The sequence below is a fragment of the Gemmatimonadota bacterium genome, from assembly GCA_016712265.1.
In the GTDB taxonomy this organism is placed as follows: Bacteria; Gemmatimonadota; Gemmatimonadetes; order Gemmatimonadales; family Gemmatimonadaceae; genus RBC101.
Genome location: JADJRJ010000028.1, coordinates 948,197 through 969,120, shown reverse-complemented (window position 1 = coordinate 969,120; position 20,924 = coordinate 948,197). Strand labels below are relative to the sequence as shown.

General features: G+C 68.5%; 15 protein-coding genes and 1 tRNA gene. 2 read left to right on the top strand and 14 right to left on the bottom strand.

Annotation, left to right across the window (positions count from 1 at the left end; all coding sequences use genetic code 11):
* Positions 1-3 precede the first annotated feature (3 nt).
* The 4 genes from IPK85_10970 to IPK85_10955 form a co-directional block, all read right to left on the bottom strand.
* Positions 4-1,455, bottom strand: a complete 1,452-nt coding sequence (locus tag IPK85_10970) for a CHAD domain-containing protein (protein ID MBK8247904.1) — start codon at positions 1,453-1,455, stop codon at positions 4-6.
* A 109-nt stretch (positions 1,456-1,564) separates the two neighbouring features.
* Positions 1,565-2,005, bottom strand: coding sequence for a hypothetical protein (locus IPK85_10965; protein ID MBK8247903.1), 441 nt, complete (start codon positions 2,003-2,005; stop codon positions 1,565-1,567).
* A gap of 514 nt (positions 2,006-2,519) precedes the next feature.
* Complete coding sequence (locus tag IPK85_10960) at positions 2,520-3,959, bottom strand: amidohydrolase family protein (GenBank protein ID MBK8247902.1); 1,440 nt, start codon at positions 3,957-3,959, stop codon at positions 2,520-2,522.
* Positions 3,960-3,961: 2 nt separating this feature from the next.
* On the bottom strand, positions 3,962-6,073 hold the full coding sequence (locus IPK85_10955; GenBank protein ID MBK8247901.1) for a multicopper oxidase family protein: 2,112 nt from the start codon (positions 6,071-6,073) through the stop codon (positions 3,962-3,964).
* Between the two features lie 70 nt (positions 6,074-6,143).
* Between IPK85_10955 and IPK85_10950 the strand changes: the two genes are divergently transcribed.
* A complete protein-coding gene (locus tag IPK85_10950) occupies positions 6,144-7,613 on the top strand; it encodes a DUF4403 family protein (GenBank protein MBK8247900.1) in 1,470 nt (489 codons plus the stop codon).
* A gap of 260 nt (positions 7,614-7,873) precedes the next feature.
* Here IPK85_10950 and IPK85_10945 read toward each other — a convergent pair whose 3' ends face one another.
* The 4 genes from IPK85_10945 to IPK85_10930 all read right to left on the bottom strand — a co-directional run bounded on the left by IPK85_10945 (position 7,874) and on the right by IPK85_10930 (position 12,374).
* The gene (locus IPK85_10945) at positions 7,874-8,263 is read right to left on the bottom strand and encodes an OsmC family protein (GenBank protein MBK8247899.1); all 390 of its coding nucleotides are present in this window, start codon (positions 8,261-8,263) and stop codon (positions 7,874-7,876) included.
* Between the two features lie 8 nt (positions 8,264-8,271).
* Positions 8,272-10,596 (bottom strand): hypothetical protein, encoded by a 2,325-nt coding sequence (locus IPK85_10940; GenBank protein MBK8247898.1) that lies wholly within the window; start codon positions 10,594-10,596, stop codon positions 8,272-8,274.
* Positions 10,597-10,708: 112 nt separating this feature from the next.
* Positions 10,709-12,124, bottom strand: coding sequence for an aspartate aminotransferase family protein (locus tag IPK85_10935; protein ID MBK8247897.1), 1,416 nt, complete (start codon positions 12,122-12,124; stop codon positions 10,709-10,711).
* 177 nt (positions 12,125-12,301) lie between these two features.
* Positions 12,302-12,374, bottom strand: a tRNA-Asn gene (locus IPK85_10930).
* A 158-nt stretch (positions 12,375-12,532) separates the two neighbouring features.
* On the opposite strand from IPK85_10930, the gene IPK85_10925 reads away from it, so the two are divergent.
* Positions 12,533-14,170: a hypothetical protein gene (locus IPK85_10925; protein ID MBK8247896.1), complete on the top strand. Its 1,638-nt coding sequence runs from the start codon at positions 12,533-12,535 to the stop codon at positions 14,168-14,170.
* Positions 14,171-14,174: 4 nt separating this feature from the next.
* On the opposite strand, the gene IPK85_10920 is transcribed toward IPK85_10925, so the two are convergent.
* The 6 genes from IPK85_10920 to IPK85_10895 all read right to left on the bottom strand — a co-directional run bounded on the left by IPK85_10920 (position 14,175) and on the right by IPK85_10895 (position 20,890).
* Positions 14,175-15,446 carry a HEAT repeat domain-containing protein gene (locus IPK85_10920; protein ID MBK8247895.1) on the bottom strand — a complete coding sequence of 424 codons (1,272 nt, stop codon included), beginning with the start codon at positions 15,444-15,446 and terminating at the stop codon, positions 14,175-14,177.
* Positions 15,443-17,149 carry a HEAT repeat domain-containing protein gene (locus IPK85_10915; GenBank protein ID MBK8247894.1) on the bottom strand — a complete coding sequence of 569 codons (1,707 nt, stop codon included), beginning with the start codon at positions 17,147-17,149 and terminating at the stop codon, positions 15,443-15,445. Before IPK85_10915 ends, IPK85_10920 begins: the two co-directional genes overlap by 4 nt.
* A 16-nt stretch (positions 17,150-17,165) precedes the next feature.
* The gene (locus IPK85_10910; GenBank protein MBK8247893.1) at positions 17,166-17,756 is read right to left on the bottom strand and encodes a hypothetical protein; all 591 of its coding nucleotides are present in this window, start codon (positions 17,754-17,756) and stop codon (positions 17,166-17,168) included.
* A 2-nt stretch (positions 17,757-17,758) separates the two neighbouring features.
* A complete protein-coding gene (locus IPK85_10905; GenBank protein ID MBK8247892.1) occupies positions 17,759-18,331 on the bottom strand; it encodes an RNA polymerase sigma factor in 573 nt (190 codons plus the stop codon).
* A gap of 94 nt (positions 18,332-18,425) precedes the next feature.
* The gene (locus IPK85_10900; protein MBK8247891.1) at positions 18,426-19,706 is read right to left on the bottom strand and encodes an amidohydrolase family protein; all 1,281 of its coding nucleotides are present in this window, start codon (positions 19,704-19,706) and stop codon (positions 18,426-18,428) included.
* Positions 19,703-20,890 (bottom strand): amidohydrolase family protein, encoded by a 1,188-nt coding sequence (locus tag IPK85_10895; protein ID MBK8247890.1) that lies wholly within the window; start codon positions 20,888-20,890, stop codon positions 19,703-19,705. Before IPK85_10895 ends, IPK85_10900 begins: the two co-directional genes overlap by 4 nt.
* Positions 20,891-20,924 lie beyond the last annotated feature (34 nt).

Genomic DNA, 20,924 nt, shown 5'->3' with positions numbered 1-20,924 from the left:
TGCCTAACGGGCGAGCGTCGAGTTGGCGAATGCCGGGTCGCCCGTGACGTCGCGTGCCACCACCGGCTCCAGCCAGTCGGGCACCGTCACCGGGTGATCCGCGCTCGGTAGCTCCACCTCGGCGAGGACCAGGTCCCGGTCGGTGAACTCGTCGATTTCCCAGGTCAGCCCATCGTGGAGCACCCGGTGTCGGCGCTTCGTCACCCGCCGGCCGGCAGTGAGTGGCCAGAGTGCGTCGAACAGCTCACGTGCACACTCTTCCTCGATCTCCAACCGGCTGAGCCCCACCCCGGACTTCACGGTCCGGTGAAAACGCTCACCCGCTCGCGACCGGGTACGCCGGACGCGCTCCACGAGGCGCTCACCGGGGAGGTAGCCCTGGTCGATGAAGATCGTATCGCCCTCGGGCCAGTGTTCCGGCACCGCGAGCAGGAGGTACTTCCGTTCGATTTCAGTGTCTGCGGGAGGGACTGACTCGCAGGCGACGGCCACTGCATGGATGCGCTCGAAGAATGGCTCGGCTGCCGCGCCGGTCCACGCCGCGCGCGCCGACTGGTGTCCCTCGCGCAAGCGTTCGCGCAGGACGCGTGTGATGGCAACCAAACCGGGACGAATGTCGGGTCCGGCACCGGGCGGCGACGACGACTCCTCGTCGCCGGACTCCCACAATCGGCGCGCCTCCTCGGCCAGATGTGCCTCGGCCGCCTCACGTACGTGCGCCAGCCAGACATGGGCGTCGTGCAGGTCCCCAAATGCATCCTGCATCTGCTTGAGGTCCGCAATAGCCTCGGGCGCCCCGGCGATGTGAGGCGCCAGAGGTTCGAGCAGGTAGCGGAGCCGCTTGCCGGCAATTCGCGCCTGGTGGACCGGCCCCGCCGCCTGGGGATCAGCGAGATCCCGGAGTCGACGTTGAAGCCGGGAACTCGCCCGGCGCACGGCCACCGAGAGCGCCCGGGCGAAGGTCGGCTCGAGCACCTCCCCATCGAGGTGGAGGGTCACCCGGTACACAGGCAGCATGCGCTCGAGCTCTGCGAGGGCTTCGTCCACGTCGGCCGCTTCGCGGGCGGCCAGTCGCTTCTCCGGTGGTGCGGCGAGCTGCTGCCTCAGCCAGGCAGCGCCGGCCTTTTGCCTCGCGGTCAGGCCGTCCATGGTGTCGTCCAGCCACGCGGCGAACACCTCGGCATCACGCGGCGCGTTGGTCGCGTGGGCCACGGCCCGGAGGGCGCGCAACGGGCGCTTCAGGTCGCGCCGACCGAGCGCCGCGCGATGGCTGCGTAACCAGCTGCGGAGCCTCCGCACGGAAACCCGGAAGTCATGGAGCGCCTCCGGATCCGCACCCTGTTGCAGACCAACATGGGCTTCCGCCACCCGCGCGGCGAGCACGCGAGCCACGGTGCGCACTCCCACCTGCCCCGGGGCATGCAACACGGAGGCTTCGAGTCCGGCATCAGCCATCGGCGCCCTGTCCTCTCCGCAAAAGGGGCGGGAAAAGTACTCCGCCCCTCGTGGGGTCCAGCCGGACTCTGTAACGATCGCCGACCGGACATCGCGCGAACTCGTTAGGCTACGGCACCTGCACCGGGACCGGAAAGGGCCCGAAATCGGCATGGTTCTCGATCAGGTGGAACAGCGAGACGTTCACAGACGTGGTGGTGCCCGCCGTGCCCCGCATCGTGCCGGCGAACGGCCCGGTCCGCGTGAAGGTGACACCGGTTCCTCCGGCGACATCCAGCCGGAACTCATCTGACGTCACCAGCGATTCCACCGACCCGTCCGCCTTGAGAAACACGGCGCTCAGCGGCTGGTCGGCTGTGGTGATCCGAAGCGGTCCACCGGTGACGGCTCCGTTCTCCGCTACGGTGACCGTGGACGCGCCCACGGTCAGGCGAACGGAAGCGACCTCGGGTTCCTCTTCTCCCGGATCGGTGGATTCCTTACAAGCGGTGGCAACGAGGGAGAGCAACAGGGCGACGGCAAACCGTCGCGGCATGGCGATGGAGTACATGGGTGACCCCCGGGGTCAATCAGGTGTGGGCGACACGAGGCGGCAGCCTGGCTGGCCGCCGGTATCGGGCGAAGGAGGGACGCGTGTTGTGGAAGGGCGCGAGGCGCCCAGTGCGTCAGCGCGGAGGCGCGCGCGGCCGGGCCGCGACAAGCTTCGCAGCCGTCCAACATCCTTCGAGATCCCCACAAGCCACCAGACGATCGTCGGCACACCGCGCCAGCGGAAGCTCCGCCGGCGGTGGAGCACTCGTCGTGCGCAGCACCCGACAGAGGGAACATGCCTCTGGATGGTGTGCCAGGGGACAGTCGGTGCGGCCCGGCTCCTCAAGGTGGGCCACCGCGCCATACGCCGACGCCTCGACCTGTGCATCCAACGCCGGCACCACTCCCACAGCGAAAAGCTGCAGGAGGAGCAAGCCGAGCCAGGCGAGTCGCGAGCGGTGAGTCAGCGGAGTCACGTCAATAGCACCAACGGAACCATACGAGCCACGACCAGACCGCGTCAATCGGCCAACTTACTTGATCCCGACTTGTCCCTTGATGGACTCGATCAGGCGGCGGGAGTCGAAACCGGTCCCCCTCCGAAAGACGGTCACCGTGTTCCGTATGACCGTCGGCGACTCGGTCAGGTTCCCGCGGAGGAGCACGAGATCCGCCTGCTTGCCAGCTTCCACGGTGCCCACGTCCTTATCGATTCCGAGGACCCGCGCCCCGTTTCTGGTCATGACCGCCACGGCCTCGACGGGTGACAGCCCCGCCTCGACCAGCAGTTCGTAGTTGCGCTGGTCCCCGTACCCCGCGATGACATGGAGGCAGCATGGGTCCGAACCGGCCGCGAGCAGGCCGCCGGCCCGCAGGTAGGCCACCTCGAACGCCATGGTCTTTCGCAGCACGTCACGGGCGACGGCGTCCTTTGCGTTGGCCGCGCTGTCGTACCAACGGCCAACCGCCTGGGCCGCTTCGGGCATGAGAGCGTCCAACACGCGCTGGTCACGGGGGACGCGCGACGGCGTGGAGGTCTCGTACACGGCCAGCGTCGAGGTCAGCGACACCTTGCGGGCGAGCATCTCCTGGATCGTGCGCTGGACGTCCGGGTTCTCGACGCCGGCCTGGGCGAAGACCGCCGAGTCCCCCGCCGTGGGGCACACGTCGGGCTGCTTGTTCCGGAAGAACTCGGTGTTGGCGAAGAGTCCATGTTCGAGATTGTCGATGCCAAGGGCGACGGCCTCGCGGTATCCGACGCTGCACAGGTGTGCGGTGACCCGCACGCCACGCGCGTGGGCCTCGTCTATGGCGGCGCCTAACGCGGCCCGTGAGATCTGGGTATACGCCTTGAACCAGGTGACCCCCTCCTCGGCCCAGTAGCGCACCATGCGGCGGGCGTCCTCCGGGCCATCCACTGGGTGCATGGCGCCCGGCCCTGGCCCTGGGCCCTGAAGGTACGGGCCAGTGACAAACATCGTCGGCCCGGGGATCACCCCACGCTCGATGGCGGCACGGGTATTGAGCTCCTGGTAGGAGTCGGTGCTGCCGGCCGTCCGCACCGTGGTGACGCCAGCGCCGAGGAAGAGCCGCGGGTAACTCTGCAGCATCATCTTCATGGAGCCACCTGCTGCCGAGCTGTAGTACATGTGGTCGTGCAGTCCGACAAGCCCGGGAATCAGGGTGTGCCCGCGGCCGTCGATCACCTGTGCCTCCGGGGGCACTGCCACGGACCCACTGGCCCCGACGGCGGCTATGCGATCGCCGCGAATGAGCACCGTCTGTCCCTCGCGAGGCGGCGCGGTTGTGCCATCCAGGACGCGCACGTCGCGGATGGCGATCACCGGCGCATCATGCGAGACGTAGGCGCGTATCGTGGGGCTGATCGTGCGCGGTTGTGCGCCGAGGGCCGGTACGACCAGGAGTCCAAGGAGGAGGCGACGCATGTGGAGAGGCGGGTCGGGGGGATGCATGGCTATGGTTCCACGCTGAACATGCCCATCATCCCCGTACCAAGGTGCTCGGCGATGTGGCAGTGCATCATCCAGGTGCCGGGGTTGGTGAGGTCCAGGAGGATGTCCATCGTTTCACCGGCCGGCAACACGGCCGTGTCCTTCCACGCCATGTTCGCATTCGGGGCGCCGTTGCGCGAGAGCACCACGAAGCGCTGGCCATGAAAGTGGATCGGGTGGGCCATGGCGTGGGTCACGGTGGGATCGTTCACGAGGCGCACCTTGACCTTGTCGCCGACGCGGAAGCGCCAGTGGATCCCCATGTTGGTCGACCCGGCGTCGTCGCGGAGGGTCCAGGTCACCTCGCGAGCGGTCAGGGCCCAGTTCATCATGGGCATCGCGTCGTTCCAGTCCAGCGGCATGGCAATCCCCGTGAGCATAGCGACCATGGACGGGGACACGCCGGTGAGTTGCATCCCGAGCGTGAGGGTCCGGTCGGGGGGACGCGACAGGGCGGCGCGGAGGGGGACTAGCTCGCGCTGGACGTCGCGGTGTTCGCGCAGGGTCGCAAAGGGCGCCGCGTAGTTCGGTCCCGCCGATTGCGGGCCGGTCGTCACGGTGCCTAACGTGTCATCGACGAGGGCGCTTGTGCCCTGCATGTGGTCCAACCACCGCACGCTGTTCACCAGGGCGTACCGCCCGGCCCGCGGGAAGTGCACCTCGACCACGTAGCGCTCGGCCGGCGCTATCACAACCGATTCCACCCACGCCTCGCGCTCGAAGTCGCCGAGGTCGGAGCCGACCAGTTTCATCCGCGCGCCCGGGATCCGGAGGTTGAAGAGTCGTGCGTTCGAGACGTTGGTGAGGTAGAAGCGCACGACGGCCCCACGACCCACGGCCAGGTGGTAGCGTGGCTCCCCGTTCACGAGGAGCACGTTACCGATACGCCCCATCAAGGCATGGGACGCGGTGTCGGCACCAAAGGGCATCACGCGATCGCCATCGGCCACGAGGAAGTCGTCGAGGGCCAGGACCTCCTCGCGATGCACACGCACCCCCGCCCGCGCGCGGCGACCCACCAGGATGTTGCCGTACAGCCCCAACTCCTGCTGGATATCCTCGCGGACGTGCGGGTGATACCAGTAGATCCCGGCATCGGGAAAATGCAGGTGGTACACATGGGTGCCTCCCGGCGCCACCGGCTCCTGCGACACGTGCGGTACGCCATCGTCGCGCCAGTCGTGCCGCAGGCCATGCCAGTGGATCGTGCTCGGCAGGTCCAACTCGTTGGTAAAGCGGACGACGACACGCGCACCGCGTTCCGCCCGGATGAGGGGCCCCGGCGACTGCCCGTTGTAGCCATACAGCACGAAACTGCGCCCGGCGACGGTGCGCCGGATCAGCCCCGCGGTGAGGTCCAGTGTATCGCCGTCCCGCACCTGCATGGTCTCGGTAGGGCGACGGGGGATCACGCGACGACCCGCGGTATCCGGCTGCCACGGGGCCACCGACGGGGGGTCATGCGCCATGGCACTCGGCGCAAGTCGCGGATCCACGGGAGGCATCGGCCACCCCATGTCATGCCCGGCGTGCGTCCCTGGCGACGGCGCCATCATCGGCGCCATCGCGTCCCGGTGCGCCAACATCAGGGAGTTTGGGCTCGTCGCCCGCGCCACCAGCCGGCCGCGCCGGGTCGATCCCCGACGGGATGGTTCGGCGCTCACAATGACCCGGAAGTACTCGAACGGCAACTCACCGAGCGCTGTGGCCCCATTCCGCACCTCGCCCAGGCGCACCTCCCGCGCGTGGGTGAGGTCGTAACCCCAGGCGACCAGCACCACTCCGCCCAACCGGGACGGCTCGGGCAACCCCTCGAACCGCGCCACGAGGTAATGACGGAGCGAACCATCGGCACGCACCGCCACGCCAAACGGTGTGGGAATCCAGCGCAACTCCAACATGCCCCGAACGCCGTTGAGGTCCGGTGTTGGCACCAGTTCTGTACAGAGGGGCGTGGCAAACGGCGCGGTGCCAAACGGGCACCGGGGTTCGCGCCATCCCGGCGGTGGCGCCGACTGGGCGCCGAGCGGGAGCGCCGCACTGGCCACCACGAGGAGAAACGCGCGTCGAATCATTCCCGTAATCTGTGCGCCCGCACCCGCGCCCCCCACTGGACACGGCCGACGCGCCATCGCATCTCAGGGAGTGACTCGCCGCCGCCTTACCCACTGTCTCCTCGCGCTCGCCGCTGGCCCCGCCGCCGCGTGTACGCGCGGCGCGGACGTCGAGGCCCCACCTCCGCTGGTTGTCGACGACCTGGTCGACTCGCTCCCTGCGGCGGAGCCATCGATCATCGAGGCGGACATTCGATACGATCTGGCCCCTGCCCTCGCGGCGATCGAACGCGCGGCGCCGCGGCGTTTCGGCGACATCACCGAGAAACTACCGGTGCCGGGAAACCGACGCGCCCACTTCGCTTTCGCGGCATCACGCTCACCGTTCCGAATCCGGTTTGACGGCCGTCGTGCAACGGTGTCGAGCACCGTCGAATACGAAGGCCGCGGCTGGTACGATCCGCCGGTCGGTCCAGAGGTGAGCGCCGCCTGCGGCACTAGCGGCGTTCCTCGACCGAGGGCCAGACTGACCCTCGTTTCCGACCTCACGCTGACCCCTGAGTGGGGACTCAAGTCCAAGTCCCGCCTCGCCGACGTAAAGGCGTTCAGCGAAGAAGCGCGGGACCGGTGCCGGGTGACGGTGTTCCGGATCGACGTGACCGAGAAGGTCCTCGGCGCCACACGGAACGCCCTCGGCGGGCCGCTCCGCTCGCTCGACCAGTCGATCGCACGCCTGGATACGAGAGCCAGAATGGAATCGTGGTGGCGGACGCTGTCGCGCCCGATTCGCATCTCGGACAGCGTCTGGTTCACGATCAACCCCGCTGATGTCCGCCACGGCACTGTGCGCAACGACTCCGGGGCTCTCGTCATCCCGGTGCGCTTGATGGCTCGCCCCCGGATCCTCACCGGCAATCGCCCGAACGACTTCGACCTGTTCACCCCACTGCCGCAGCTCGTACGTGGCGACTCGATCGGCCAGGGCATGCAGGTCTCCCTGGAAGCCGTCGTGGGTTACGACGTCGCGAGCACGATGCTGCGCCGGGCCCTGCGACAGAAGCGCATCGAGCGGGGGGATCGGCACATCATCATCGAGGACGTTGAGCTGACAGGGATCGGGGCCGGCCGCGTCGCGCTCGAGGTGCGGTTTGGTGGGAGCATGCGAGGTCGATTTTACGTGATCGGCACCCCGCAATACGATGCCACCAGCGACCAGCTCGTTGTCCCGGACCTCGATTACGACTTGCGGACCACTGACGCCCTGGTGCGCAGCGTCGCCTGGCTCAAGGACGACGAGATCCTGACGTTTCTCCGACAGCGGGCGCGGTTCCCGGTCGAGGAGGGGCTGGATCGACTCCGACTCTCGGCCGAACGCGCCATGAACCGGGATCTGGCGCCCGGGGTGAGGCTGCAGGCGCAGTTGGCGGCGGCGAAGCCGACCGCGGTTCGCGCCTTTCGCACCGGCCTCAGGGTAAGGGCTGCGGCGGCAGGTACCGCGCGCCTCGATATCGATCGCTCGGGCGCCCCCGCCGACTCGACTCCGGGGGCGCCAAAGCTGTAAGGGATTTCCCTACTGGGGGTAACCCCAGTGTCCAAACCCTTACATCACGCTGAGACTGCTGGCAGTGCATCGGCGCGCGCTTTCCAGCGCGACCGGGGTCAGGGAGCAGCGACGCGTGGGTGGGCGAGTGAGGGGCGAACCACGGGGTGGGGTCGGTTGTAAAGCCGAACGCGTCCGCCCCACCCCACCAATCCGGTGGATCAACCTTCCAGGGTAACCACAACTACCGGGGTCGCGACCGCGACCGTGCCGTAGAGTGGTCAACGCTTCTTGAACTTCTCGACGATCGAGGCGGCCTCCTGCTGCGACGGCCCCTCGATCGTGAAGGCCATCCGGATCTCGTTGAACAGGGTGACATCCGACCGCACCGGGTTGCCGCGATCGACCTTGCCGTAGATGGATGCGCGGATGCGGGTCACGGCGAGGTGGTCTTCCTTCCCGATGACCTGGGCCAGCTCAACGCCACACGAGGCCACCGCCGCAAGGAACGCCTCGGGCGGCGTGATGGCTTCGCCGGGACATCCGTTGGGGACGGGGCCGTCGATAACAAAGTGATGATTGCGCGCGCTGCACAACACGCGGCCGAAGGTGTCGGTCGAGGCCGCTGTCACGCGGGCCTCGCGAATGAGTGATGGGGCGGGAGCTGTCATGTCATCTCCTATTGAATGGCCGCGCGTCCGATCGCGTCCCAAATCAGGGGCAGCGTCGCGTTGGTCTGTCCACGGTACTGCGGGCGGAAGCCGTACAGCACCACCTTGCCCTTGCCAATGGTCGCTTCGACCATGGCGGCCTTTCCATTGATCTTCTGGGCGCCGAGCAGCCAGCCGGAGAGCAGCGGATTCCCCTGGGCCTGGTAGGTCAGGACGGCGCGTGCCTTGGACGGATCGGTGATCTCGAAGGCGGGCGAGTCCTCGAACCAGACGGCGGGAACTGGCGCGGTGTAGCCCTTGGTCATCGGGTGCGCCCGATCGACATCGACGCCGAAGAGCGATCCCGGGGCATAGAACTCGGTGTTGCGCACCCCTTCCAGGGCGTTCTTCACCGGAAGCTTGAACGCCTCGACCGCGTAGAGGCTCGCATCGTTGAAGGCCAGGAGGATCCCGCCCTGCTCAACGAACTCGACCAGGGCGCGTTGGCCAACCTCGCCGAGCCCGCCACGCAGGGTATCCGGGTAGGCGTTCGGCAGCCCGCGGGTGATCTGTTGCGACGGGCTGTCCGGCACGAGAATGGCGTCGAAGCGGCTCTTGAGGTTCCCGGCCTTGATGTCGCGATCAACGAGCGAGGTGAACGGGACCTGGTGTGAGTCGAAGATCCATCGCGTCCACCCCTCATCCATGGACGCAGCGTAACTGCGGTAGATGCCGATACGACGTCCGCTGGCCCCGCTGAGGCCGGCAACCGAGTACTTCGGCTCGGGGATCATCGCGATGGCGGCGCCCGTCGCCGGAGGCGGCCCCAGGACCGTTGCGACTTCCACCCCAAAGAGCAATGGCAGGGTGTGCGCCGTCACGTCATACGGCCGCTTGGGCGGCCCGCCTGGGTATTCCCGCAAGTCCGGGTACCTCTGTCGCTCGAGGAGGGCCTTCGCATAGCTCCCGAAGTTCTGCCTGACGAGCACCGCGTAGCTGCCGGCCGGGTGCGTCTTCCCGTCGACCGTCACGGCTTCGGTGGTCGTTCGAACTTCCACCTGGCCGTGTTGCAGGGTCCAGACGAGGCGGCCGAGGGCCTGCGGGTCGCGTTGGTCCTTCGGGATGATGAACGCCGACGGCACGGCGGCCTCGCTGGTCCACGGGCTGTTGTCGGCCAGCGCGCGCACACCGAGTTGAGCGTAACTCTCCAGCCACATGCGCCGGTCGCGCGCCGCCGCGGCCAGCATCGCCCAGGACGCGCTGGTCTGGTAGTCCACGATATTGCCGATCCCCCATGTCCCGCCCTTCCAGACGGCCGGGTGGTTCCAGCTGGTGACCTTGGCGTCGTATCCCCGTCCGGTGCCTAACGCCTGAAACGCGATATTCAGCGGGGACGCGAGGCGCGCGCTCGCGGTTTCCGTGAGGATGCGCACGCCGCGATGGTTCAGCGAATACTGACGCGCCGGCGACCATTGGTCGTAGCTCGCGTTGGTCGCAATCCCCGTCTTGCCCTCCGCCACCAGGCGCCAGGCCATCTCCATGCCGAGCGCGTTGGTCCCGGCGGTCAGGATCGGGTCGATGTTGGGTTCCACCGGGTCCATGTACGGCGGGATGAAGATGCGCGACGTATTGGAGCCCTGCTGGTGGATGTCATTGACGATCTGGGGATTCCACGGCGTGTACAGGGAATCCACGGTGTAGCGCGTTTCGGGCTGGGTGAGGGCGTACCAGTCTCGATTGTTGTCGTGCCCGGTGTAGTAGTGGTACAGCTCTGGCGGGGAACTCCCCTCGGCCGGGGTGTCGATGGTGGAGCGGTACCAGTTGCCGACGATGTCTACACCATCGGGGTTTTGGGACGGCACCAACATGATGATGGTGTTTCGGAGGATCGACATCACTTCTGCGCTCGAGCCACGCGCCAGGCGATCGGCAAGGACCAACGGGGTGAGGAAGCCGCCCACCTCGGTGGAGTGAATGCTCGACGTGATGAGGATGATCGTCTTCCCCTGCTCGAGCAGGGTGGGCAGCTCGGCTTCGGTCCGGAGTCGTGGGTCCATCAGCTTGCGCTGGACCCGCCGCAGCCGCTCGAGGTTCGCGAGGTTGGCGGGATCCGAGATGAAGGCGGCAAGGAATGGTCGTCCCTGCACCGTCTTGCCCAGCACCCGCGTGGTCACGCGTGGTGACGCCTTGTCGAGCGCGGTGAAGTAGTCCGTGACCTGCTTCCACGTCGGGAGGCGTCGGTCCGCGCCAGGTTCAAAGCCGAGAATTGAGGCCGGCGTGGGAATGGCCTGGGCGGCGCCCAGTTTTGGTATGAGCGCCCCCCCCAGGAGGAGGGCACGGAGCAGCTGACGCATGGACCATGGGTTCGAGTGTCGCGAAGGTGGCCACTCGCACGGTCGCGGTCAATGGAAAACCGTTCGGGGGACGCGCTCTTGGCGCGGCACCTCCCGCTGTGCGACGGCAGCGCTACGCGATCGTGAGGGCGTGTCGCACGGCGGCGATGGTCCGCGCCACATCGCGTGCGGTTGTCCGCCAATTCACCACACAAATTCTCATCACTCGCTTGCCCTGCCAGGTGGACGGACCAAAGAACGCCTCGCCGCTGGCGTTGATGGCCGCGATGACCCGCTCTGTCCGCGCATCATGGTCGGCCTCCGTCGCACCATCGCGTGCGTCCCGAAAGCGCACGAGCGCCTGGTTGAGTCGCGGGGGAGAGACGAGGTCCACGCCAGCAATGTCGGCCATTCCGGCGGCGAGGGCCGCACACTGTTCCCCGTTGCGTTCGATGAGCGCGGCCACCCCCTCGCGGCCCAGTTCGCGGAGGGCGGCGTACACGCCAAAGCCGCGCGCCCGGCGTGACCACTCGGGGGTCCAGTCGATCTCATCCCGCGCCTTGTCCTCCGCGACGAAGTAGGAATCGACGATCGTCATGGCGCGTCGGTGCGCGTCCGGGTGGCGCACCGCGACAAACCCGGAATCCTGCGGCACGTTGAGCCACTTGTGACAGTCGGTCGCCCAGCTGTCGGCCAGCTCCATCCCCTCCACCAGGGAGTCGTACCGGCGTGACGTGCGGCCAAAGAGCCCAAAGGCCCCATCCACGTGGACCCAGGCTCCACGCGCCTGCGCGAGGGGTACGAGGGCCCGGAAGTCATCGAACGCCCCGGTATTGAGGTCGCCGGCGTTCAGGCATACGATCGTTGGACCTTCGACGGAGAGGGCCCCCGCCAGCGTCTCGGGTGCGATCCCGCCGCTGGCGTCCACGGGGAGCACGTGCAGCTGGTCCCTCCCGATACCGAGGTAACGCAGGGCGCGGTCGAGGGAGACGTGCCGGATGGCACTGACGAGGAGGCGGATCGGGGGACTGCCCGCCATCCCCTGGCGACCCACATCCCAGCCCACCTGGCGCAAAACCTGCTCCCGCGCTGCGCTCAACGCCGTGAAGTGTGCCATCTGGCACCCGGTCGTGAAGGCAAACGACGACGTGCGTGGCAGGCGAAACAGGTCGAGGAGCCATTGGCCGGCGACTTCCTCAACGACGGAGGCGACCGGTGACGTCGCGTAGATGGTCGCGTTCTGGTCCCAGGCGCTCACGAGCCACTCGGCTGCGACGGACGATGGCACGGCGCCGCCGATGACCCAGGCGAAGAACCGGCCCGAGCCACTGGCGAGCTGACCGCCGTCCGCCGCGCGAACCAGGTCATCCACGACGGTGTGGGCGGCGACACCCGTTTGCGGGAGTGGTGCCTCAAAGCGGCGCCGAAGCTCGTCGCGGGAAACGGTCGCGGCGACGGACCGGGTGTCGAGCGATGCGAGCCACGCCTGTGCGTGCCGCGCGGCACTCTCAAGCGGATCGCGGTCGCGCGGAGGATCGGGGAAAGTCATGCGCACGTTCTAGCCGCGGCCCGGCCGTCCGGCAGCCCGTTCCTTGCGCATTTTCGGCCTGCTCAAGGCGACGAGACCAGCCGCCCGCTTCGAGACTCTCGTCCCCGCCGTTCGACAAAGCAAAAGCGGTCGGGCCCCACAGGGAGGCCGACCGCTTTCGAGGATCATCTGGTACAACTGGGGCGGCTGGATTCGAACCAGCGACTTCCTGATTAACAGTCAGGCGCTCTGCCAGCTGAGCTACACCCCATCACGCCGCGCGAGCTGCGGGTCGGTAATGTCGCCTGACCGCGCTCCCCGGGGCAACTGCCTCAGCACACGGAAGTCACCCGACCCGGTATCAGGTTCGTCCCGACATGCGATCCGGTCCCCAGCACGAAGCTTCGGCACGTCCCCCGCCCCCGGTACGTGGCTCTCGCCCGGCATCTCGCGGCTCTGCACGCCCTTCGTGGCTCCACCAGCCCCGGCTCGAACGCACGCCGCGCGGTGCTCCTCGCCGCCATCCGGGCGTCGGTTCCTCGGCGCGCCTCCCTCGTGGAGGCGACCCATGACGAGCTGCTGTTCCTCGTCGCCTTTCCACCGTCGCGCGCCATTCGCCAACGGGCGCGCGCCTTCCTGAACCGTTTCCATTCCTGGGCCCAGCGACTGGGCCCGCGCGCGATTCCCACGCTTGCGGATACGGGCATTGCCGGCACGACGACCACGGCTGCGCTTCCCTGGAGCTGCGCACGCTGGCTCCGGCGCCGCAGCCAGCAGGTCGCGATCATCGTGGCGGACAAGTCCGCCGCCGACCGGTTGGAGCCGGTGGCGCGGGCGGCGATCACGGCCGCCGAGGAAGACGCCTTCGACTCCGGGGCATGGAATACCGGGGAGTACATCCGCCGGCGCGGCGGCCGCAACCCGTTCCCCTGGCTGGTCCCGCTGGGCGCGGCGCGCAACCGGGCGCTCGCCCACGCGTTTGACGCTGCGGGCGCCCCGCTGGTGTGGTCGTTAGGCGGCTCCCCATGGAGCGCGTCTCGCAACCGGGTACCTGTGGCGGCACCGGTGGTCCGCCGCGCCTTCCGGCGCGTGCCGGACGATCCCAGGGGCCTCGTGGCGACGCCGCTGCGCGGCATCCGTCGCCTGCGGGGGGCAGAGGCAACGCAGTGGATGGACGCCTCCATGGCCGCCCTCGCCGCGCGGGCCCGGGAAGTCACACCCACCATGGACCCGAACCCGGACGAGATCTATCTCGCCGACCTCGGGGAAGGCGCGGCGCTCTGCGTCCTCGGCGCACACCCGGAGGTGCGCTGCGCCCTGGAGGCGAACTACGGCTATGTGATGTTCTCCAATGGGGTGCCGATCGGCTACGGAGGTGTCACGCCGCTGGCCGACCAGGCGAACACGGGAGCCAACCTCTTTCCGGCCTTTCGCGGCAGCGAGGCGGCGTTCCTCTTTGCCCAGTCGTTACGGGCCTTCCGGACCCTGTTCGGGGTCAGCCGCTTTATCGTGAACCCCTACCAGTTTGGTGCCGACAACGACGAGGCCCTCGCCTCGGGGGCCTTCTGGTTCTACGATCGCCTGGGCTTCCGGTCGGTGCGCCGTTCGCTGCGCGCACTCGCCGATCGCGAACGCGCGCTGTCACGTCGCCATCACGGGCGACGGTCGTCACGCGCGGTGCTGCGGCGCCTCGCCACCGCCGACCTCGTGCTCGACCTCGGCGCCAACACGATGCCACTGTTTCCGGAAGACCATCTGGTCACCCTGGGTCAGCGGGTGGCGACGCACCTGGCCGGGCTCGGAGACGGTGCCCTCGCGCCGGACGCAGCCAGGCCCGGCTGGAGAATGCGGCGCCGCGCGTCCATGCGCGAAGGACACCGACTGCTCGGCCCGTTGCTCATGCTCATCGAGCGCGAGATCCGGCAGTGGCCGCTTCGCGACCGGGCGGCGCTCGCCGCGGTGATCGGGGCGAAGGGTGCCCGCCAGGAACGCACGTACGTGCAGCTCTCGCGACATCGCCCCCGCCTGTGGCGCGCGCTCGATATCGCGGCGCGCGCCCGTCCGTAAACGCCTAGGACCCCACCATCGACCGCAACGCCTCGCGTACGGCCGGATCGTCTCGCTTGCCTAACGCTGCGATGGCGCGGCGCCGCGCGGCGGGTTGCGTGTCTTCTTTCGCAATGCGCAACAACTTGGCCACGGCCTCCCGCGTCCCGGCCTGCGCGAGCAGGTCAATCAGCTGGGTGCGCACCTCACCGTCGGAGACGCCGTCGTACAGGGCGACCAGCTCGCGCGCGGGGACGCCCACGCGCTCCAGGAGGCCAGCGGCACGGCGGCGCTGGCGACTTGCCGCGGTTTCATCACGCACCGTCTTCAGCAAGAAACCGCGGCTTGCCGTCCCGCCAAGTGACGCCATGGTACTCAGGGCCGCATCCCGCAGGCCATCCGTGCCGAGTTGGGCCCAGGCGGCGATCAGGCTTTCCGCGTCCTTGACCGTCCCGTACTCGCCGCCGAGGCCCTGAATGGCGGCTGCACGCACATCGGCCGGTCGTTCCGCGTCGGCAATGATCGCCCGCACCGCGCGTCGGGCGCGCGGATCGCCGTGGCGACCCAGGACCTCGGCGGCCTGCCGGGCCAACCACCCGTCGGACCGTGTTTGCGTCATCGCCACGAGGGCCGGAATCCCCTCCCCGCGGTCAAGCCGCGAGAGATGACCAACCGCGGCTTGCCGGAGGGTAGAGTGCTCAGTGTCATCGTTCGCGAGCCGTGAGAGCAGCGCAACGAGCGCCCCGGGGGCCAACCCATCGGTGGCCGTGCGGCGCCGCACCGTCCATGTCAGGGCGCTGCGTCGGGCGTCACGGGGGAGTTCCCGGTCATCGACCATCGCGTTCAGCGTGGGAGTGACACTGGCCGAGTCCATGATCCCGAGGGGAAGCATCGCGTCACGAGCCACCCGACCCTCCCCGGTGCGCGCCATGGTCGCCAGCCATGTCGCCGCCTCCCCTGGCGTGACGCGCCCGAGGTCGATGACCTCACCCGCGCTGGTTGGTGCAGGTCCGACGTAGGTGTCGATGCGCACGATCTCGCCGTCGGCGCGCGAAACCACAACCCGCGCCGGTCCGGATTCGCACGGGGACCATCGCGTTGCATCGTTCATGGTGCCGATCCAGGCATCCCCTTCGAGCCTGATGTAGCTCCGTCCGTCGCCACAGATAGGGGCACGCGCGGGGAGGGTGAACTGCACCTGGTCGCCGCGCGCGGTCGCCAGGCGCCGATCCAGCCCCTGGGCGCAGGCCAGGGTGGCGTGGCCCGCCGCGAGCAGCGCAAGGAAGTTGCGCATCATTTGTCAAGGATCTCCATGAGGAGGCGGATGGTGCGCGGATCCTTCTTGCTCGTGAGCGCGGAGATCGCGCGGCTGCGGAGCTGCGGGTCGGTCCCGCGCTTGACGATGTCGATGAGCTTGTCCGTGGCCTCGGCCTCGGTGCGCTCTCGCAACACGTCGATCACTCCCTCCCTCACGCTCCGCTCCGCTGATGCGTCGTAGGTGCGGGCCAAGTCGGCGATGGGGAGGGTGCGTCCCACGCGTCGCAGGGCCGTGCGTCGGGTGTCGGAGTCCACCTCGGGGTCACGCGAGAGTGCGAGGAGCCACTGGTCGACCTCCGGCCCGCCGATGTTGGACAGGGTACTGACGAGGCGCGAGCGGATCTTGGGGTTTTCCGTCTTCCCGTGCAGCGTGCGCATCCAGGTGACATCCTCGGCGGTGGCGCGTTCGCGATCAAACGCCGAGAGGGCCTCGAGACGCAGCTTTTCCGGTGTCTCGGCGCGTTCGACGAGCGAGCGCACGAGGGTCCGGGCGCGGGGACTGGGGTGGGTCACAAGGGCGCGCGTGGCCGCCCGGGACACGCGGTCGGAGCTATCACGGGCGAGTTCCTCGATGGTGCCTAACGACCCTTCCCCGGGAAAGCGTGCCAGCCACTCGATAGCGGCAGTTCGGACGTCGGTTGAGGGATCGGTACGGGCCACCGTCGTCAGTGCCGCCTGGCTGCCCTCGGCCCGCTTGCTTCCCATGAGGAAGACGGCCGTGCGACGCAGGGCGGCAGAGCAGGCGTCCTTGCGCGCCAGGGTCCGCTGGAGCAGGGGCATCGCGCCCGCCGGGTCATTTTGCGTCAGTGCGTTCAGTGCCTCGGCGCGCACCGATTGCTCCTCGCGATCGCACCGGAGCATGGAGTCGGCCGCTGTCGTGCGAATCAACGCGGCGCTGGCGGCATCACCGCGCGCGGCGAGGGCCCCCCGAATACGCACACCCAGCGCCTCCGTCTCCGATCGCATGCGGGCCGCAGGGTACTTCGCCTTGAGCTGATCGATGGCCTCGAGCGCCGTGCGCAGTTCGTCCGTGCCACCGATGCGATAGAGGGCGAAGGCTTGCCAGTAGAGCGCGTCTGGCGCATAGGAACTGTTGGGTACCTTCGTGGACAGGTCACGGAAGGTCGTGGCGGCCCGACGGTACTCCCCGCTGTTCAGCAGTTCGCGGGCACGGCGATAGAGCGAGTCGCCCTGGTCGGTTCGCGCCCACGCGGGACGTGGCGACGTCGGAAACGGCGCGAGGGGTGCCATCGGGGCCAAGCGACGGACGCTCACCGTGGGCATGCCGTCCAGCTCGATCGCGATGCGCATGTCCTCAGCCATGCGACGCGCGTCCATCTCCCACTCGCCGCGATGCAGGTTCACCTGGGCTTCCGCTTCGGCGCGCAGCCGATCGGCGTGCGCGGCCCACTCGTCCTTGTGGAGGGCGACCTGTGCCTCGGCTTCCGCGCGCCAGTGGTCCGCTTCGGCCGCCCACGCTTCCCGGTCAATGAAGGGCAGACCGTCTGGCCACGCGGGCATCGGGGCGATAGCGGCGCGGGGGGCACGCAGGACCCGGGGTGAGGGGGTGGGCCGGGGCGCCGGGGCCGCGCGCGGGACGGGGGCTGGGCGTGGCGGCGGTTCCTGGGCGACCAGGGTGGACGCGGCGATGCCTAACGCGAGGGGCAGGATGCGAGGGATCACGGAAGGTCTCCAGGGTTCAGTCGCCGGCCTGCAGGCGGGCGGCGACGGTGCGGATGCGCGGGACAAGGTCCTGGTCGCGCATGGCATCGGTGATGAGTTCGAGTTCGTCGGACGGTGTCTTGTCGCGGAGCCGGGCCACCTGGGCGAGCACCAATTCCAGGTCACGCAGCACACCGGCGAGGGTGGGGTTCCGCTGGGTATCGGGGGCATCCAGCAACAGGCGAGTCGTGACGAGCAAGTCCCCGGCCTGCCGCGCGAACGCATTGGCGTCGAGGGACGGGTCCTGCGGCAGGCGGCTCAGCAGGACGACCGTCTGGCCGAGCAGGTCGTTGGCGACCTCGCTGACGGGGGCCGCGCTCGATGGGGCGTGAGCGCGCTCGGCGACCACGCCAGCGGCAGGCCGCGCCGAGACGCGACCTAACGAGAAGGCGATCGCTGCCGTCGCCGCGATGGCCAAGGGCGTCACCCACCGCCAGCGCGGGTGGGCGCCGGGACGTTGGCGACGGGCGGCAATCCCGCTCCAGAGGTGCTCCAGGTCGGGCGCCGGGGGCGGGCGATGGCCGCGGCCAGCAGTGTGGATGAGGGCATCGAGCTGCGTGTCGTCCATGGTCAGGTTCCTGGAGCAAAGCGGGCCAGCAACTGCTTGAGCCGGGCCCGTGCGTGAAACAAACGTCCCTTGCTGGTGCCTTCGGAGATGCCGAGGATCTCGCCAATCTCCACGTGCGTGTATCCCTCGAGCGCAAACATCACGAACACCTCGCGCTGGCCGTCAGTGAGCTGCTCAACCGCTTCGGCAAAGGACTGTTGGAGGTCATGGTCGATAAGCAACTCTGGTGGTGCCGGGGCGTCCGCGTCCGCGTTGACGATCCATCGCGCCCGCCGCTGGGCCCCGCGGCGGGCGTTGAGGGTAAGGTTGACGGCGATGCGATGGATCCACGTACCAAAGGTGGCGTCTCCACGGAAGTGATCGAGTCGTTCGAACGCCCTGACAAACGCGTCCTGCGTCAGGTCGTTGGTGAGTTCCTCGTCGCCACACAACCGAAAGACCAGTCGGTGGACCCTGGGCGCATGCCGGTGGTACAGGGCGTACTCTGCCCCCCGGTCGCCGCGGCGTGCGCGGTCAACCAGCTGGTGTTCGCTGGGCTCGGGTTCCGCCGATCGTGCGGTCGCGAGTGGCGACATGGGACTCACGGGCGTTGGACACCGGAGTCCCGGCAGGGGTTGGGGGGGGGGAGGCTGGCGTCGGCGGAGCCAGGATAGGGCCGCCGCCCGCCGCCTACGGCGTCCGCTGGTGCACCAGCTCCCCGTTCACGTAGACGCGCTCGACCCAGCTCTTCATCGACAGCGGCGGGCCGTCGAGCACCAGGACATCGGCGTCCTTCCCAACGGCCAGGCTCCCCAGCCGCTGCTGGACGCCCAGAATTTCGGCGGGAGTCAGGGTGACCGCGCGGAGCACCTGCTCTTCCGTCAGGCCGTAGCCGGCAGCGATACCTGCATCGAGCAGGATCCACTTGCTCGACCCCGCCGGCGCAAGTGAACCGAAGGCGCGCGAGAAGGTCGCGATGGCGACCTTGACCCCGCCGTTGATCAGTTTCGCAGGCACGGACTCGTCGATGGGCGGGTACTCGGCCTTGTCGGGGATTTCCTCGTTGCTCACGAAGGGGTGTGAGACCTGCCCGATGACCACGGGAATGCGTCGTGCGGTCAGCAAGGGAATCTCGGCCTTGGCGTTGGCGCCCCCGTCGATGATCACGTCGAGGTTGAATTCCTGGGCGAGCTGCGCGGCGTTACGGATGTCCCCGGGGGTGTTGGCCTGGATCCGGGCGGGAAACTCACGACGTAACAGCTTGCCTAACGCTTCCATTCCGAGGTCGCGCGGCTGCGTGGGATTCGCTGCCCGATTGCGGTCGTATTCCTGGGCGCGCACGAGGGCCTGACGGAGCATGGCCATCTCGGCCATGCGCGTCGCCGGATCCCGTTGCCGCGCACTCGCGGCCTTCTTGGGTGGCTCGCCGAGGGTGATGTCCATCGCCGCCGGCTCGCGCACCGCGAGGGCGGCCAGGTTGTCGCCTGCGGTCTTGACGACGGCGCCCTGCCCCCCGATGAGGGCCGCATCGGCGGTGGCGATGTACATCGTCGTGACCCCACCGCTCAGCAGCTCGGTCATGCGGAGGGGCCCGGCCGCGCCACTGCCGAAGTTTCCGAACGGGTTGAACCCCTCGAAGATCCGGAGCTGTGGCGTGACCGGGTCGCTGGATTCGTTGAGATCGGTCTGGCCGATGCCTAACGATGTCATCGCATCGACGAGCCCCGGCATCACGTATTTGCCTCGAGCGTCGACCACGAGGGCGTCGCGGGGAATGGCGACGGTGGATCCACCGACGGCCGTGATCTTGCCACCCAGCATGACGACGGTCCCGTTGGGAATCGCGGGTCCGTCGATGGGGAGCACGGTCGCCCCCCGGAGCACGAGCGGGCGGGACTGCGCGACAGCCATCGTGCTGCTGGTGGCGAGCGCGACGCCCACCAGCCGGAGCGCGTATCGGGAGAAGCTCATCGTCGCTCCTCCGTGGCCCGATCGTAGATCACCTGGCCGTCCCCCACCACCAGGTCGATGCGCGACATCGGCTCGTACCATGGCCCATTCATCACCACAAAGTCGGCATCCTTGCCCACCTCAATGCTGCCGACCCGATCCGCCACACCGGCGATCTCGGCGACATTGATCGTGATCGCCTTGAGCGCCTCGGCTTCGGGGAGTCCGTACCGCATCGCCAGAGCGGCACAGAGCCGCAGGTACTTCTGGTTGATCACCGGGTGATCGGTGTGCATGGCGATCTTCACGCCGGCCTTCCACAACTCGTACGGGCCGCGCATGGCCTCTTCCGTGACCCCGATCCGGGGCCCCAGCGGCAGGACCACCGCGCTCACGCCGCGTTTTGCCACTTCCGCTGCCACCTTGTAGGCTTCCGTGGAGTGATGGAGGGTGAGGTCGAAACCGAACTCGTCCTTGAGCCGCAGAATCGTCATGACGTCCGTGGCGCTGTGAACGTGGGTACGCACACGCACCTTGCGGGTGAGGACCTCACTCATCGCCTCATAGCCCAGGTCACGCGCCGGCGCCGTGCCCTGGCGACCGCCATCTTCCCACCGCTTCCAGCCCGCCATGTACTCCTGCGTCCGGATGAGGTACTGCCGCAGGTTGGCGGCCACCCCCATGGCCGTCGCGGGATAGGCATCGGACCGCTTGGGACCCATGGCGAACTTCATCCCGCCCTTTTCCTTCACGATCCGCCTGTCACGGTCCGCCCCGAACGTCTTGATGATCACGGCCATGCCGGAGACGTTCTCGCCCGAGCCAGGTCCCGTGGTGACGGTCGTGACGCCCCCCTGCACGGCCTCCTTCCACGCCGGGTCCTCGAGGTCCAGCGCATCGAGGAACCGGTGCTGCGGCCCGATGATCATCGGGCGGTCGTTGAGGTCAGTCGGGAGCGCGCCGATGTGCGAGTGCTCGTCGATCATCCCGGGAATGATGACCTTGCCCGCGACCTCCACGATCCGCGCGCCCGCAGGCACGGCAATGTCTGTCCCGACGGCGGCCACCTTGCCATCGCGCACCACGATCGTGGCATTGGCCACGGGTGCCCCAACCGCCGTGTGTACGGTGGCCCCACGGACCACCAAGACCTCCTGCGCAACCGCCGTCGAGGCGACGCAGAGGGCAAGAAACAGGAAGCGCATTCCATCCCCGGGTGCAGACCGGGCTAACCAACCC